The following is a 16,218-nucleotide window of genomic DNA, read 5'->3' as shown; positions in this document are numbered from 1 at the left end:
CCAAGCCCCTGTAGGAGCGACCTCCCGGTCGCGACCCACCGGATATCGCGACCGGGAGGTCGCTCCTACAAATTCAGCTTTGGTGTAGAAATGGAATTCAAGGAGTAAACCCAGCGGCAGCGCCGACTTTGATTTTTCCCCTCACCCCTCACCCTTCACGGTTTTTTCAGGCTTGAACAGGCAAACGATTTCTTCTGGCGGGACCGGGCGGCTGAAATGGTAGCCCTGATATTCGTCACATTTCTGCACACCCAGGAACTCAAGCTGATCCAAGGTTTCCACGCCTTCGGCAATTACACTCAGGCCCAGGCTGCGCCCCAGACTGATGACAGCCACGGCGATTGCCGCATCGTTCGAATCGATAATAATGTCCCGCACAAAAGACTGGTCGATCTTGAGGCGATCGATCGGAAAACGTTTAAGGTAGCTGAGCGAGGAATAGCCGGTGCCGAAGTCGTCGATGGCCACCTGCACGCCGCGACTCTTGAACTGCCCGAGAATCAGGCTGGTATCGCTGGTGTTTTCCATCAGCAAGCCTTCAGTCAGTTCAAGCTCCAGCAGCTTGGGGCTAATCCCCGTTTCCAGCAGAATGCTATCGATCATTTCCACCAGGTTTTCCTGACGGAACTGGCGAGCGGATAAATTCACTGCCATGCGCAGCGGGGGCAGCCCAGCATCCTGCCAGGCCCGGCACTGGGCGCAGGCGGTGCGCAAGACCCACTCGCCAACTGGAATGATCAGATTGTTCTCTTCCAGCAACGGGACGAATTCACCCGGCGGCACCAGGCCCCGTTCGGGATGATTCCAGCGCAGCAGCGCTTCCACACCGATCACCTGCCCACTTTTTATGTCCACCTGGGGCTGGTAGTAAAGGGTAAATTCTTCTCGCTCCATGGCTCGCCGCAGCGCGCCTTCCATGGCAAATCGCTCAATCGCGAGCGCATTCATGTCCGTAGTGTAAAAACGGAAATGGTTGCGGCCATATTCCTTGGCAGTGTACATCGCGGCATCGGCATTCTTCAGCAGGCTATCACTGTCATGACCATCCATGGGGTAAATGGTGACGCCCATGCTGGGCGTGACATAAATCTCCTGACTGGAGGGCGTAAAGGGCAGGGAAAAAATATCCACGATTTTCTGTGCAATTTTCGCGATTTCCTCAACCTCCGACACCCCTTCAAGAACAATGACAAATTCGTCACCCCCTATCCGCGCCAAGGTGTCATCCTCCGGCACGCAACGGCTCAGGCGATCCGCGATATCCTGCAGCAGCAGGTCGCCATGAGTGTGACCAAGGGTATCGTTGATGGTTTTGAAATTATCTATGTCGAGCAGCATCACCGCGACCATCCGGTCGCTACGGGCAGCCCGGCTGATCGCATGCCCAAGACGGTCGAGAAACAGGAAGCGATTCGGCAGTCCCGTCAGCGCATCGTAATTAGTCACCTGGACCAGATTCTGCTCCGCCTCTTTATGATGGCCGAGGATGCTGGTTATCTGAAGGGATTTTGCCGACAGCGCTTGCTCTGTTTCTCGCAAAACGCTGACCAGATAATAGAGGAAGGGAACCATGACCGTTGTGGCGATGACAGCCGTGATCAGGCTGACCCAGAAATAATCGGCCGATCCGTTGGTGAACACAATGATGGATTCCGTTAAAAACACGGAAACCAGCACCGGCAGCAAGACGAAAACCCATAACCTTCCGGATTTGGCCTTTTCAGCCAGATATGCTGCGGCCGACTTGATTAATTCCAACCTGTCACCTGAGCTTACAGGGTGGGGTGGCCTTCATGAGCATAGGCAAGCTCATGAATGGACTGGCATGAAATGCAGCGCTCAGCGGTCGGGTAAGCTTGCAGCCGATCAAATGGAATATCCGCTCCGCAGTCGACACAGACACCATAGTCCCCTGCAGCGAGACGATTTAGCGCCGCCTCGATAGCACGCACCTCGATGACTTGCCGGTCGGCCATCGCAGCACCCAAGTCAGCCAGCATGTCCGCCACCGACGCATCTCCCAGATCGGGTACGCGCCCGGCAAGATCAACATAATGCTGCTCACCTGAACGGGCCAGCTCGTCACGAATTTCTTCAAGCAGTAACTGGCGACGCTTCTCCAGACTCTGCTTGAACTGCGCAACTTCATCAGCAACAAAAGCGGCCATTACTCAGACTCCTTAGAAAATATCGGCAGAACAGAATGGCAATTCTATCACGGGATATTTCTATCCTGTTTTAACGATTGTTCATCAAGCCACTCTTCATTTACCACTCAGATTTCTCTGTGCCCTCTTCACAATATAGCAGCAAGCGCTGTTGTCCGTGAAATTCCGGAGCCAGTCCCGGCACACGGCACTGACCCAATCCGGCTGGCTCCTGGCAGCGTCGTTCAACCAGTTAGCAACAGAATCCTGCACATATCGGCTTTCGTCGCAGCAGCACGGCTCAAGCAATGGCAGGCCATGCCAAGGCTCGGCCCGCAATGGAACAATGTGTTTCGCCCACACCCCGCGTGGCCGCGTAATCTCGACGGCAAATCGGCGCAAATTGGCATCCGGCTCGGAAACCCATCCCTGCAACAGATCAATCGCCTCGAACGGCGCGGTCACGACAACTGGACGCAACGACAGCCAGGCCCATTCACGCACGCCGAAATGACGATCTGCAGCAAGCCGCCTCATCTCCATGAATTTATCGACGAAACCCAGCCCCGGATGCAAAGCAATCGCAAAACAGGCAAACCCCCGCACCGTATCAACCGGATGAGCGATCAGCTGCTGCAATGCCTCCCTGTCGTCAAACCCACCGTGCCGGCCCACCATCCTCCCGGCCAGCTCCATGCGCTTTACCAGGCCATGTCCGGGAAAATCCTGACGCGCAGCTTCCTGTGCCAACCCTTCCGCGTTTCCCGACCAGCCGTTCAACGTGCCGAGCAACACGGCAAAATCCATCGCCGTCTGCTCGGTCAAGGTCGCAGTTTCCGCTTCACCGTGGTTGAGAAGGTCGATCAGGTCGGGTGGGATATCGCGCAGCCGGATATACCCTTTGCGTTTAGGCATGAATCAGCTGCCACAATCGATTTTATCCATCCATGAATTTTAGCGTAAAATGGCGACCGCGCCCCAGTAGCTCAGTGGATAGAGCGACCCCCTCCTAAGGGGTAGGTCGGACGTTCGATTCGTCTCTGGGGCACCACCTATATCTGCCTGATGCCAGCCACTTATGCTTCAGTGTCGCCGTTCCAGCAGCCCATCTGAGACATTGGCAGATTGTTATCGGCTAGTGACTAAGGCTTTTTTCCACTCATCCGCGCAGTCGCTTCCGCAATATTTGAATCCGCCAGCTTGACGTCCATCGAGTCGGCTGGAGCGACTGCCTTGATGCGTTTCCAGTAGTCGATGGCAGTTTTGTAATCGGCGCGATCGAAAGCCTCGCCGCCAGCGAGTGCCAGCGACTTCAGGTGCTTGGGATTGGCTGCAAGGGCTCTTTTCACGATTTCACGCGCCTCATCATTCCACTTGCGATCCTGGGTCATGACGTAGGCGTCTGCCCAGTCCGCCAACATCGCAGCATCGGGGGGTAAAAGCGCAGCCGCTTTGGCATAGGCATTGGCCGCCTCCTTATGTTGCCGAAGCTCCCCATAAGTACGTGCCAGCAATAGCCAGCCCTCACCGTTATTGGGATCTTTGACCATCTTGTCTGCCAGATGCTTGACTGCCGTATTCAGATCACCCCCTGAATTCGCCTTTGGCTGAGTCTGCGACATCGGCTCAGGCACACGCATCCCTGCAGGCGCAACTGACGCCGGAGAAGAGGAGATTTCAGCCTCTCTGGGTTTACCGAAGTAGGTATACAGCACCACTGGCGGCACGACGATAATGACTATGAGTGCAGGCACTGCCCAGCGCAGATGGCGACGCATCGTGGGTACGCTCTGCTGCGGCAAATCCATTAACGCTGCATGCAGCGTAGCCTGACGGCGTTCGAACTCTTCCCCGCTAACCTTGCCCTCGGCTCGTGCCAGCAGGAGTTCTCTCAGCGCAACGCTGATCTCGGCGCCCTGATGCTTGTGACCGAAAGGCAAGATGCCACTGAGGCCGAGCACGACAAGAACGAGGACGACTACGACAAAAATGGTAAAGATGATCACGGTTGATTCTCCGGTTGGGTTTTTCTGAAATAACAATAAAATGGGCCATCCTGCAACAATCACAAGCAGGAACGGCCCTATCCACAGCAGCAGTTCTTCAAAGGGCTTACACCGCCACCACCCTCAATGAAAGTCCCAGCGCACACCCATATAAACATAGTCGCGCCGGCTATGATCGTTACGGGTTGGCCCAGTGGAATTCGACATTTCGCGGCCCATTTCCCCCTCCAGGTAAAAACTGGAATGCCACTGCCAGGAAAGCTTCAGGCTCGGGGATATCCGGTCCTGCTTGTCGCCGCTGTCATCCTTCTGCGTATAGTAGCGAAGATTGGTATCAAGACGCCATTGCTCCCAGAAGGGAAGCACATACCCGATACCCATCGCCTGTCCGGTATACGTCGGGGCCTGAATCAGGCTGAGGTTGGCAACCCCCACTGCGTTGGTAAAAAACAGGTTGGTGCCGACCGCCTGAAAAGTCACCACGTGGTTCTTGCCCGACGCCTGCTGAGAAGCCGTGTCGATCACGCAAGTATTATTGACCGGGTCTATCGTACCCAGACAGGTGCCGATCACTCCCAGCGGCAAGACAGCCATGACAGGCTGCGTGCTGGAGATGGAGGACAACCGGTAATCGACGCCGACTTGCCAGCTCTCCGACAAGGGATGAGTCACACCGATAGAGAACATGTCGGACATGGCGGTCAGGGCACTCGCTTGCGCCCGGACTTGATCGATACCTTGCAGCGCAACCATCTCCTGTAATGACAAACCGGGCGCGGCGGGCAAGGCGTTGGTCAGACTGTATGAGGGGGCTCGGCGATGGTCGAAAACGAAAAAATAATTATCGCCCCCCTCACTCAGATAGTTGCCTTGCAGCAGGGCAATATTGACCCCCTTGTACAAGACATCGTAATCGAGCATGCCGTAGGCGGTGACACGCCCATCGAAGTAGCGTACTTCTGAACCGACAGCGCGGCGGTTAGCCATGCCGTCCAGGGTCTGCTCGATGCCGTAGACGCTGATTCCCGGAAAACCGGTCTGGGGCAGAAGCTCCACGCTGGCGCCGTAAAAATTCTTCTTGAACGGAGAATTGAATTCAACCGCATCCCCATACACCGCATTCACCCGCCATTCCGGGTTCAGGTTGTAACCCGCCTGCACGCCGTCAAAACGATCCATTACGCCCATGCCATTCGGGTTTTGCCGTCCCGCTCGCAGGTAATATCCGACTTGCCGATCGTTATGATCTATATAGGCCGAATACAATCGATTGTAGCTGCGCGCAGGCGAGAGAAAGTTTTTGTTGTCGGTGTCACGAACGACGATGCGCGTATCGGTGAAGGCGTCGCGGCGCCGGGCATTGAGATTGATCGAGGAGATCAACGAATTCTGATCCACCAGCGACAAGGTATCGCGGCTGAAAGTCAGTTGCCCCGGAGGCGGCGGCACCAGGGTCTCGATCTGTGATTTCCCCGTGTAGTAGTAAGAGGAAACGCTGCCGTTGAAAGTCCACTCTGCCGGTCCGGCTTCTTTCGGCAGCGCCCTCGGTCGGGCACGTGCCAGAGCGGCGTCTTTGGGCAAGGCTGCGAGACGCTCCCGGACTCGCGTGGCATTGGGCCCAGCGGGAAATAATTTAAGGTACAAATCATATTCGGCTTTTGCCTTCAGGATTTCCCCATTCAATTCCCGCGCCTCGCCGATCAGGGCCTGGGCAGCCTCGGTCTGGCTGCTGGCAGGCAGTCCGAGAACCCGGTTCAATCGATTCACCGCCGTGGCAGAATCTTTTCCGGCCATTGCGCGGCGAGCATCCTCTAGATAAGCCTTGGCACGCGTTTCAACCTCGGCGGCGGAAGCCACTGGCGGTGGTGCAACCGGCGTCGCCAACTCTTCTTTTGCCACCTGGGTAACCGTTTCCGTGGGTTGACTCACCGGTGGAGGAGCTATGGCCGCCGGGGTTGCCAACAATGCAGGCGACGCGCCCTTGGCGATCTCCTCCGTTGGTTGCTTCACCGGTGGCGTCTTGGTTAAAGGCGCAGGGGCAGCCGGAAGCAGGGGAACCGTGATAATGATGCTGCGACCGTCCGTTCCAGGGCGCACTGAAAAGCTGGTGGTCTTAGAGAAGGTCACCAGCATGCCGTTAATCAGTTCGGGGTAGAGCACCGTGACGCCTGGCACGCGGTCGGTTTTTGGCGCGCGCACAGTTTCCTGCATCAAATCGCTTTCCACCAGGTTGGTATCAATCAACCGAATGAAGATGCGCAGGTTTTTTCCGTCACGTAAAGGCGCGTGCCTCAGATAGAGGATTTTTTGCGAGAACTGGACCACGATCTCGGCCTCGCTCTCTCCCGGCGCGATATCGACGCGGTCGATAATCTGGGCGTTGGCGATAGAACAAGCCAGTAATAAAGCAGCGGCCAGAACATGGCGAATAGTGGAATCAGGTTTTTTTAAAAAAGACATATTCTGTAATGCGGGTGCCCAGTTGCCCCGCTACTCTCCGGCATAGGTTCAGATAATTTCACGACCAGTCCGCTCCCGAAAAATACTTGGGACGACATCAGTTCCATTTTGTGTAAGTGCTGCCTTTAGAGCCCAGCGGCTTATGGCATCCGCTCGATGAGCAATCTTTTCCAACCGCGTTCGTACCGTGGTGATTCGTCGTACGAAGAACTTTCGTCATGCTCCCCAGGTAGGTAGGGGAAGACTCGTGGCAAGTAATGCAGGAGGTCTGCATGGTGCCATGATTCATTCTCTCCACGGCAAAGGACGTGGTGCTGCTGTGGCACTTGGAACACTCATTACCCGGCATCCCGGCCGGAGTGATCGTCGGAATGTGGTTGGATGGTTTTGTCATAACATTGGCGTAGGAACCGCCATGGCAGGTCTGGCAGGTTCCCGTCACGACGCCAGAATGGTTGTAGGTCGCAGGCAACCAGATGGAAAAGCTATGGTGGCAAGACTCGCACGCCGCCGTCGTGGGCAAGTGGCTGGCCGGCTTTACGTCGATATTGGGATAAGCGCTGCTATGACAGTTGCTGCAACCGGTAGAAGGGACACCGGTATGCGAATACGGCGTGATCAGCGGCAGCCAGGAAAGTCCGGTCCGATGGCAGGCATCGCAGGACTGGGTCGTCGGGATATGCGGAGTCGACTTGCCGCTGGCATTGACGTTGTTGTGGCAATTGGCGCAGGTACCCGTCACAACCCCGACGTGGGCAAAGCTGGTGGGCTTCCAGGCAGTTGTCGTATGGCAAGCGTCGCAGGACTGGGTCGTCGGAATATGCGTGGCATTCTTGGCCTGAGCGTTGACGGCAGCGTAGGCGCCGTTATGGCAGGTCGCACAGTTTCCGGTTGCAGTGGGTCCCGTTGTAAGGGTATGGCTCATCACCCCCGGGGCAAAAGCTGTGTAATTCTTGTGGCAAGTGTCGCACTGCGCCGTAGAGGGGATATGGACGGAAGGTTTGCCCAGGGCGTTGGTGCCGTTATGACAGGTCGAGCAGCGGCCGGTAGCAGGCGGGCTCGCGGTGGCGTGATTGAAGGTCGCGGTCGCCCAGGTTATGGTCGAGTTATGGCAAGTATCGCACTGAGAAGTGGTCGGAATATGAGTCGGGGTCTTGGTCTGCGCGTTCTGGGCGATATAGGCGCCGCTGTGGCAGGTCGAGCACTGGCCGGTCAGCCCGGCGTGATTCATCACCGACGGCGACCAGGCCGCGTAACCGCGAGTATGGCAGCTGTCGCACTGGGAGGTCGTCGGGATGTGCGTTGCCGGCTTGGACAGCGCATTGACTGCGATGTAACTGCCGTTGTGGCAAGTCGAGCAGTTGCCGACGGCGACCGGCCCCGTCGTCGCAGTGTGGCTCATCGTGGCAGGCCGGAAGGTGTTGTAGTTGTTATGGCAGGTGGAGCACTGCGCGGAGGTTGGAATATGCGTGGTCGGCTTACCCAGAGCGGTCATTCCGTTGTGACAGGTCGAGCACTGGCCGATCGCGCTGGCATCATGGGTATAAATAGCGGTGGCCCAGGTCACCGTCGACTTGTGGCAGGTGTCGCATTGCGCCGTGGTACTGACGTGAGTGGCCGGCTTGACTTGGGCATTCAGCGCCAGGTAAGCCCCGGTGTGGCAGGTCGAGCAGTTATTAGCCACAAGCGGTCCGGTCGATCCGGCATGGTTCATCTTGGCCGGGGCGAAGGCGTTGTAATTGGTATGGCAAGCATCACATGAAGCGCTGGTCGGCAAATGGGCCGGCGTCTTGCCGAGCGCAGCCGACCCGTTGTGGCAACTTGCACAGGTGCCGGCCACGACGCCCTGGTGCGAATAGCTGGTAGGCTTCCAGGCCACGGTGGAGTGACAGGTATCGCAGGATTGCGTGGTCGGGATATGCGTCGCCGTCTTGGCTTGTGCGTTGATGGCGACATAGGCCCCGCCGTGGCAGGTAGCGCAATTGCCGGCAGCCGCCGGACCGCTGGTGCCGCCATGGTTCATCAGCCCCGGCGCAAAGGCGACGAAACCGCTATGGCAGGTATCGCACTGGGCCGCTGAGGGAATATGGTTGGTCGGTTTGCCGAGGGCATTGGTGCCGTTATGGCAGCTGGAGCAGCGGCCGGCAACCGGCGGGGTCGCCGCGGCATGGTTGAACGTGGCTGTCGCCCAGGAGGTGGTCGAGCTGTGGCAGGTGTCGCACTGAGCGGCTGTCGATATATGGGTTGGCGTCTTGATCTGCGCATTCTGGGCGATGTAGGCGCCAGTGTGGCAGGTGGAACAGTTGCCCGCCGCAACCGGAGAGTTCGTGCCGGCATGGCTCATGACACCGGGCGCGAAGGCGGTGAAGCCGTTCACGTGACAGACATCGCACTGCGCACCGGTCGGGATATGGATCGCCGGCTTGCTCAGTGCATTGACGGCCGAGTAGGACCCGGTATGGCAGGTCGTGCACTGTCCGGTCAGCCCGGTGTGATTCATCCTTGCCGGCTTGAAGGCGGTGTAATTGGTATGGCAGGCATCGCACTGTGCGCTGGAGGGAATATGCGTTGCCGGCTTGCCGAGCACGGTTGCGCCGTTGTGGCAGCTCGAGCAGTTACCGGTTGCCGTGGCGGCGTGGATGTAGGTAGCGCCGGCCCAGGTCGTCGTCGACTTGTGGCAGGTATCGCATTGAGCCGTGGTCGTAATATGGGTAGGCGTTTTGGTCAGGGCATTGGCTGCCAGATAGGTTCCGCCATGACAGCTCGAACAGTTGCCGGTAGCGACCGGCCCGGTGGTGTTGCCATGGCTCATGCTCGCCGGCGCAAAAGCGGTGGTGTTGGTGTGACAGGTATCGCACTGGGCCGTGGTCGGAATGTGATTTGTCGGTTTACCCAGGGCTGACGTGCCGTTGTGGCAGGTCGCGCATCGGCCAGCAACCGCAGGCGAGGCAGCGGCATGATTGAAGGTGCCGGTCGCCCAGCTGACGGTCGAATTGTGACAGGTATCGCACTGGGCCGTAGTCGGAATATGGGTAGGGGTCTTGATCTGCGCATTCTGCGCAATGAAAGCGCCGCTATGGCAGTTAGAGCACGAACCCTGCAGACCCGTATGGCTCATTACCGATGGCGACCAGGCGACAAAGCCGCCGGTGTGGCAGGTATCGCACTGGGAAATGGTCGGAATATGGTTGATCGGTCTGGCCAGCGCATTGGCGTATACATAGCTGCCGCTATGGCAGGTTGAACATTGACCGGACGTTCCCGCATGGCTCATCCGCGCCGGCCTGAAAGCAGAGAAACCGGTGTGGCAGGTATCGCACTGCGCGCTGGTGGGGATGTGGTTGGTCGGCTTGCCCAGCGCCGTTGCGCCGTTGTGGCAAGTAGAACACTGGCCGCTGGCGCTGGCATCGTGCGCATAAACAGCCGTTGCCCAGGAAATCGTGGAGGTGTGGCAGGTATCGCACTGCGCGCTGGTGCTGACGTGCGTCACCGGCTTCATCTGGGCATTCTGGGCGAGATAGGCACCGCTGTGACAGGCAGAACACAGGCCATTCAGGCCGCGGTGGTTCATGGTCGCGGGACTCCAGTTGACGAAACCGCTGACGTGGCAGGTGTCGCACTGGGCAATGCTGGGAATGTGATTGATCGGGCGCGTCAGCGCATTGGAGAAAAGATACGACCCATTGTGGCAGGTCGAACACTGGCCGGTCAGGCCGCTGTGGTTCATCTGGGCCGGCTTGAAGGCGGTGAAGTTGGCGTGGCAACTGTCGCATTGCGCACCGGTGGGGATATGGGATGACGGCTTGCCCAGCGCCGAAACGCTGTTATGGCAGCTGGCGCAACGACCGGCAACTGCGGGAGTCGCCGCTGCGTGATTGAAGGTGGCCGTCGCCCAGGAGGCCGTGGAACTATGGCAGGTATCGCACTGGGCGGTCGTGCCGATGTGGGTGACCGGTTTGGTCTGGGCGTTCTGGGACAGGAAAACCCCGCTGTGGCAGGTCGAGCACTTGCCCGTCATGCCCGCATGGTTCATCGCGGCTGGCGACCAGGTGATGAAACCGCTGACGTGGCAGGAATCGCACTGTGCCGTGGTCGGAATGTGCACGTTGGGCTTCGATTGCGCATTGGCAAAATTATAGGAACCGCTATGGCAGCTTGAACACTGCCCCACCGTGCCAACGTGATTCATTTGCGTCGGCTTGAAAGCCGAGAAATTGGTGTGGCAGCTATCGCACTGCTTGGAGGTCGGAATATGGGTCGTGGGTTTTCCTAGTGCGCTAACGCCGTTATGGCAATCCGAACAGCGCCCGGAAACGGTCGGGCTTATCGCCGCATGATCAGGCTTGGCCGCAGTTGCCCACGAAGTCGTCGAACTGTGGCAAGTATCGCACTGGGCCGTCGTGGGGATATGGGTAGCCGGCTTGGACTGGGCATTCTGCGAATGAAAAGCGCCGCTGTGACAACTGGAGCAATTCCCGGTCGCAACGGGGCCCGTCATGTTGGCATGCATCCCGCTCACGCCAACGGAGATCGGCGCAAAAGACACGCCGGCAGCATGGCACGAATCGCAGGAAGCCGAGGTGGGAATGTGGGCAGATGGCTTGCCGGTGGCGCGTGTTCCGTTATGGCAGGAGGCACAGGTACCGGGAGCGACCAGGGCATGGGTATATCCGGCAGGCAGCCAGGACGTGGTTTTATGACATGAATCGCAAGAGGCGTTCGTCGGCAGGTGCCTGGCCGGCTTGCCGGTGGCCGTACTGCCGTTATGACAGGTATTGCATGCGCCCTGAACAATTCCCTGAGTTGTCCGGTGCTGGAAATTGGATGGTGTCCAGCTGATGTTCAGGTGACAGGAATCGCAGGCAGCGGTGGTCGGAATATGCATCGCCGGCTTTCCGGTCGCCCGCCCGCCGGGACGGTGGCAGGTTGCACAATCGCGGGGAGTGCCTCGGAACAGGCCCTGGGTATGGCAGGATTCGCAGGTTTGCCTGGCGTGAGCGCCATCCAGAAAAAAGCCCGTCGCATTGTGGTTGAAGGATAAGCCGCTGGCCGCCGGGGTCTCCGCCAACACCAGACCAGAAATGATCATGGCCAGCACAAGAAAGACCAACGGGGCCAACTGCCGAACCAGACCGTTAACGATTATTTTTTATAAGTCATAGGGCTCTTCATGGGGTTCTCCTCAACCGTCAGGGCATGACACGTGAGTTACACCTTCAAATTTTGAGCGATTCTATGACAAATATCAGGAAAACATCGTTAACCTTGTGTAATCTGGAGTGGAATATCCTGATTTTCCATACGAACTGAAGAAGTTAGCCACTGCCCGCCTTCTACCTCCGTACTTTTTTCCAGTTGCTCGTCACATGGCAGCGCTCGCATTGACCGCTGAAGCCGCCATCATGCACATCATCCTTGAGGTGGCAACTGACACAGGCCCTGCTCGTCTTGCTCTGGCTGCCTGTGGGCTCCTTGTGGCAGTCGTAGCAGGCTACTTTGGTGTGCCCGCCATCCAGCGCAAAACGCGTGGTTCCATGATCGAAATCCCAGGATTTCCAGGTGCCGGTGTAATGGCAAGCCTCGCACTTGATGCCGAAGCGGCCTTTGTGCTTGTCTTCTTTCTCGTGACAGGCATTGCAGGCTGACGGCGCATCGTGGAATGCGGGGGTCTGATGACACTTTTTGCACTCCGCCCTGGCGTGGCTGCCGGTCAGCGGGAAGCGCGACTTGTTGTGGTCGTAAGGGGCATCCTGCCAGCGCTTCTCGTTGTGGCAGCTTTCGCACTTGTTGCCTAGCTGGCCCTTGTGCTTGTCATCCTTGCGGTGACAGGCAATGCACTGGTTCGCCAGCCTGGTCTTGTTATAAACCGGCCCCTTCTCGGGCGTATGACAAGCATCGCACTTGGTCTCGACGTGTTTGCCCTTGAGGGGATACTTTGTTTCACGATCATGATTGAAGGTACTGCTCTTCCAGTCCTTGGCCGTATGACAAGTCTCGCATTTCGGACCATAGCGGCCCTTGTGGCCTTTGTCGTCGTCGTTCTTGCGATGACAAGCCACGCATTCCTTATCCACCTTCAGCTTGGCATTCGGGCCGGAAACGCCGCCCTTGTGGCAGGTGTCGCACTTGGCATCCTTGTGTTTGTCGCGCAGCACAAAATGCGTATTGTCATGATCGAAGTTTGAATTCTTCCAGCCGCGCTCGTTATGGCAGGACTCGCATTTCTCGCCCAGGCCGCCGCGATGCCCTTTTTCCTGTTCGTCCTTCTTGTGGCAGGCAATGCACTTGGTCGGCAGCTTCTGCTGCTGGTAAAGCGCGCCTTTTTCCGGCAAGTGGCAAGTGTTGCATTTGGCCTGCTGGTGCTTGCCCTTCAATGCGTAATGGGTGTCCCGGTCGTGATTGAAAATGAGTTCCTTCCACCCCTTGTCGTTGTGGCAGGATTCGCACTTCGACCCGTAGCGGCCCTTGTGACCTTTTTCCTGGTCATCCTTTTTGTGGCAGCCATTGCAGGTCAGTGGTGTCTGCTGATAAGTCTTGTCAGCGTGGCACGCCTTGCACTCGACCTCGGCATGTTTCCCGCCCAGTAGCGAAAACTTAGTTTTCTCGTGGTCGAATTTTGCCTCTTTCCAGTTCTTGTCGTTGTGGCAACTCTCGCACTTCGTGCCCAACTTACCCTTGTGTCCTTTTTCCTGATCGTCCTTCTTGTGGCAATCGTTGCACAGCCTGGAAGCATCCCGAAACTTGGCCTTCGGCTTGTGGCAACTTTCACATTTTAACTGGATGTCCTTGTGAGCGCCGTTGAGCCGGAAGCCGGTTCGGCTATGGTCGAATTTGTTCTTGTCGATCGCCGCCAATCGGGCATTACGCCCTTTATGTTCGGTGTGGCAGTTACGACAGGCATGGTCTTCAAGGCTGCCATGCAGGTGCATCTTGGCGGTGACGTCAGCGGCAATATCCTTGTGGCAGTCCATGCACAGCCGTACCTGCGCCCCCTTATCGAAGCGCAAGTGGCATTTGTTGCACTCCAATTCGTATTTGGCATGCCCCTGGATCACCTCGCCCGGCATCAACGCCTTTTCGTAAAGGTCAGCGGAGGCAACGCCAGCATAGCTGGCCAGCAAGAACAACAGGCTAGTAAAGATGAACCGCAACAACATGAACGATCCCGCTGAAAAGCAGCATATAAATGAAGGGAACATGTGCGATATGCCAGAGCGAGAACAGCTTGGTCCAACTGGATATCTGAGCGAGCCGGATAATGGCATAAACATAGTCATCAATCTGCCGCTTGGCCAAGCTGTAATTGAGGATGAGCTGGGCGTAGGGCCAGTTCTGCTTCTTGGCTTCATCTGCCAGGACTTTTTTAGCGTCGTGGCGGATGCTGCGAGACAGGCTTTTACCCTTATGCTGCAAAGTCATAAAACGCCAGATACGCTGTGACGTGCTGTCGAGCTCAGCGAAAGCCAACTGATGGAATTCCTTGAGTCTTTGCTCGATATTCGGTTGCAGTTCAAAAACCGAGTCGATGCTCTCCTGGCGATCCTTGAACTCTGCCTCAAGCTCTGCCAGAGTCAACTCCCTGCCATACAGTCCGCGGTGGATGTGGCGGTAAACAAAACGCCCCACCACCCCGCTCAGAGCCACGAGCAACATGGCAGTCAACGCAATGGTGGCGTTCATCGAACCGGTCTTGAAGGTGGAGTGGAAAAGGATCAGAACGGGGCCACCGATACCCATGAACATGTGGTAACGGAACCAGGTTTCCATGCGTCCCAGGCGATCCAGGGCGCGAACACGCTTGCGTAAAGGATAAAGCAGCAGGCTCAGCATCATCAACCCGCCAGCCAGGCCAAGGTTGTAACCCAGATCCGAGCCGGGTTTAAAGAGATTACCGAAGGCCACCAGCCAGGCCAGCACCAGTAGCAGAACAACCAGCAGAACGATCGAAGAACGCCAGACCCAGCGGAGCACCGTTTCGGTTCCAGACTTGGCAGCCCCTTTCATCGAGATCACAGTCGTGGGACCGAGTGCGCTTGTACTTGGCATTTTCCTCCAGCTAAAACCCTGATTCTGACGCCCATAGCGGGCCATTTCACGAGCGCATTGTAGCGAAGGTCAATTCATCGTTGGATTACACAATGGCAATGATCGCCTTTGAAAGGCGCGATGATAAGGTAATATATCCACGCTGACTAGAACCACAAATTCGTCATGTCATCGACAGGACATCACCCATACAGAGAGAGCGAACGTTTAATCCATGTCAGAACTCATCTACTATCTGGTCCCGGCATTACTGGTACTCGTCTCCATCAAGCTGCACCTGCGCGGGGTCCGTAAGAAATCCTGCGCTCACGCTGAAATCCTCAGGGAAGCCGTGGAAACCGGCCTGACCGAACCGCCTTCCCTGCACCCGGTTGTTGATCTCTCGATCTGCATCGGATCCGGCGCCTGTGTTCGTGCCTGCCCGGAAAAGGCCCTCGGGGTCATCAACGGCAAAGGGACTCTGATTAACCCCTCACATTGCATAGGACACGGCGCCTGTGCGCCATCCTGCCCGGTCGGTGCCATCAAATTAGTCTTCGGCACGGCTAAACGCGGCATGGACATCCCCCAGGTCACCCCCGAATTCGAAACCAATGTACCCGGCATCTTCATCGCCGGGGAACTCGGCGGCATGGGGCTGATCCGCAACGCCATCAAGCAAGGCACCCAGGCCGTGGGCACCATCGTCAAACGACCCCGCAGCAATGCCGAATTCGATCTCGTCATCATCGGTGCCGGACCGGCCGGCATTTCCGCCTCCCTGGCCGCAAAAGAGGCGGGATTGCGCTACGTGACCGTCGAACAGGAAGACTCCCTGGGCGGAACAACCTACCACTACCCGCGCAACAAGCTGGTGATGACAGCACCGATGAAACTGCCGCTGGTGGGCGAAATCAAGGTGCGCGAAGTCAGCAAGGAAGAATTGATGGAGATCTGGCGGGGCGTGCTCGACAAGGCCCAACCCAACGTCCGCTTCAGCGAACGCATGGAAGAGATCATCCAGGAAGACGACGGATTCACGGTCAGGACCAGCAAGGACCGGTACCGGACCGGCAACATCCTGCTCGCCATCGGTCGCCGCGGCACCCCGCGCAAGCTGGGCGCAGAGGGCGAGGACCAGCCCAAGGTGGTTTATCGCCTGATCGAAGCAGATCAGTATCGCGGACAACATGTGCTGGTTGTCGGAGGCGGCGACAGCGCCCTGGAAGCCGCGCTCGACATCAGCGCAGAACCGGACACTACAGTCACCCTGTGCTACCGTGGCAAAGCGTTCGACCGCGTCAAACCGAAAAACCGGGCGCGACTGGAAGAGGCGGTCGCCGGCCAGCGCATCCAGCAGATCATGGAAACCACCGTGAAAAAAATCGAGGCCGATAAGGTCATCCTGGCCAAGGGCGACGAGGCGATCGAACTGCCCAACGATGCAATTATCGTCTGCGCGGGGGGGGAATTGCCGACACCGATGCTGAAGAAAATCGGCATCCAGGTGGATGCACGCTACGGAACCTGATTTGCGGAAGACTTAACTCGCCAACCCCACCGCGATATGCCACGTGTTT

General features: G+C 57.5%; 9 protein-coding genes and 1 tRNA gene. 2 read left to right on the top strand and 8 right to left on the bottom strand.

Features of this window, described 5'->3' with window-relative positions; all coding sequences use genetic code 11:
• Positions 1 to 141: 141 nt before the first annotated feature.
• The 3 genes from SCD_RS04855 to SCD_RS04845 form a co-directional block, all read right to left on the bottom strand.
• A complete protein-coding gene (locus SCD_RS04855; RefSeq protein WP_009206234.1) occupies positions 142 to 1,758 on the bottom strand; it encodes a putative bifunctional diguanylate cyclase/phosphodiesterase in 1,617 nt (538 codons plus the stop codon).
• A 14-nt stretch (positions 1,759 to 1,772) separates the two neighbouring features.
• On the bottom strand, positions 1,773 to 2,168 hold the full coding sequence (locus SCD_RS04850) for a TraR/DksA family transcriptional regulator (protein WP_009206235.1): 396 nt from the start codon (positions 2,166 to 2,168) through the stop codon (positions 1,773 to 1,775).
• Positions 2,169 to 2,264: 96 nt separating this feature from the next.
• Complete coding sequence (locus SCD_RS04845; protein ID WP_009206236.1) at positions 2,265 to 3,062, bottom strand: hypothetical protein; 798 nt, start codon at positions 3,060 to 3,062, stop codon at positions 2,265 to 2,267.
• A gap of 60 nt (positions 3,063 to 3,122) precedes the next feature.
• On the opposite strand from SCD_RS04845, the gene SCD_RS04840 reads away from it, so the two are divergent.
• Positions 3,123 to 3,198: transfer RNA gene (locus SCD_RS04840), tRNA-Arg, on the top strand.
• A gap of 91 nt (positions 3,199 to 3,289) precedes the next feature.
• Here SCD_RS04840 and SCD_RS04835 read toward each other — a convergent pair.
• The 5 genes from SCD_RS04835 to SCD_RS15600 all read right to left on the bottom strand — a co-directional run bounded on the left by SCD_RS04835 (position 3,290) and on the right by SCD_RS15600 (position 14,659).
• A complete protein-coding gene (locus tag SCD_RS04835) occupies positions 3,290 to 4,153 on the bottom strand; it encodes a tetratricopeptide repeat protein (RefSeq protein ID WP_041673326.1) in 864 nt (287 codons plus the stop codon).
• 123 nt (positions 4,154 to 4,276) lie between these two features.
• A complete protein-coding gene (locus SCD_RS04830; protein ID WP_009206239.1) occupies positions 4,277 to 6,613 on the bottom strand; it encodes a tetratricopeptide repeat protein in 2,337 nt (778 codons plus the stop codon).
• A gap of 97 nt (positions 6,614 to 6,710) precedes the next feature.
• Positions 6,711 to 11,702 (bottom strand): cytochrome c3 family protein, encoded by a 4,992-nt coding sequence (locus tag SCD_RS15605; RefSeq protein ID WP_148290741.1) that lies wholly within the window; start codon positions 11,700 to 11,702, stop codon positions 6,711 to 6,713.
• Between the two features lie 244 nt (positions 11,703 to 11,946).
• Positions 11,947 to 13,770: a cytochrome c3 family protein gene (locus SCD_RS04820; protein WP_009206242.1), complete on the bottom strand. Its 1,824-nt coding sequence runs from the start codon at positions 13,768 to 13,770 to the stop codon at positions 11,947 to 11,949.
• Positions 13,745 to 14,659 (bottom strand): hypothetical protein, encoded by a 915-nt coding sequence (locus tag SCD_RS15600; protein WP_148290740.1) that lies wholly within the window; start codon positions 14,657 to 14,659, stop codon positions 13,745 to 13,747. Before SCD_RS15600 ends, SCD_RS04820 begins: the two co-directional genes overlap by 26 nt.
• A 214-nt stretch (positions 14,660 to 14,873) precedes the next feature.
• On the opposite strand from SCD_RS15600, the gene SCD_RS04810 reads away from it, so the two are divergent.
• On the top strand, positions 14,874 to 16,169 hold the full coding sequence (locus SCD_RS04810) for an NAD(P)-binding domain-containing protein (RefSeq protein ID WP_009206244.1): 1,296 nt from the start codon (positions 14,874 to 14,876) through the stop codon (positions 16,167 to 16,169).
• The last annotated feature ends 49 nt before the right edge of the window (positions 16,170 to 16,218 follow it).

Origin of the sequence: Sulfuricella denitrificans skB26 (assembly GCF_000297055.2) — a bacterium.
GTDB classification, from domain to species: Bacteria; Pseudomonadota; Gammaproteobacteria; order Burkholderiales; family Sulfuricellaceae; genus Sulfuricella; species Sulfuricella denitrificans.
The sequence above is the reverse complement of the archived record's forward strand: the minus strand, read 5'-3'. Positions and strand labels throughout refer to the sequence as shown.

Bases quoted from the DNA above. Each gene is read 5' to 3' on its own strand.
- SCD_RS04810 (WP_009206244.1), top strand. From the start codon at position 14,874: ATGTCAGAACTCATCTACTATCTGGTCCCGGCATTACTGGTACTCGTC.
- SCD_RS15600 (WP_148290740.1), bottom strand. From the start codon at position 14,659: ATGCCAAGTACAAGCGCACTCGGTCCCACGACTGTGATCTCGATGAAA.
- SCD_RS04845 (WP_009206236.1), bottom strand. From the start codon at position 3,062: ATGCCTAAACGCAAAGGGTATATCCGGCTGCGCGATATCCCACCCGAC.
- SCD_RS04820 (WP_009206242.1), bottom strand. From the start codon at position 13,770: ATGTTGTTGCGGTTCATCTTTACTAGCCTGTTGTTCTTGCTGGCCAGC.
- SCD_RS04830 (WP_009206239.1), bottom strand. From the start codon at position 6,613: ATGTCTTTTTTAAAAAAACCTGATTCCACTATTCGCCATGTTCTGGCC.
- SCD_RS15605 (WP_148290741.1), bottom strand. From the start codon at position 11,702: ATGATCATTTCTGGTCTGGTGTTGGCGGAGACCCCGGCGGCCAGCGGC.
- SCD_RS04850 (WP_009206235.1), bottom strand. From the start codon at position 2,168: ATGGCCGCTTTTGTTGCTGATGAAGTTGCGCAGTTCAAGCAGAGTCTG.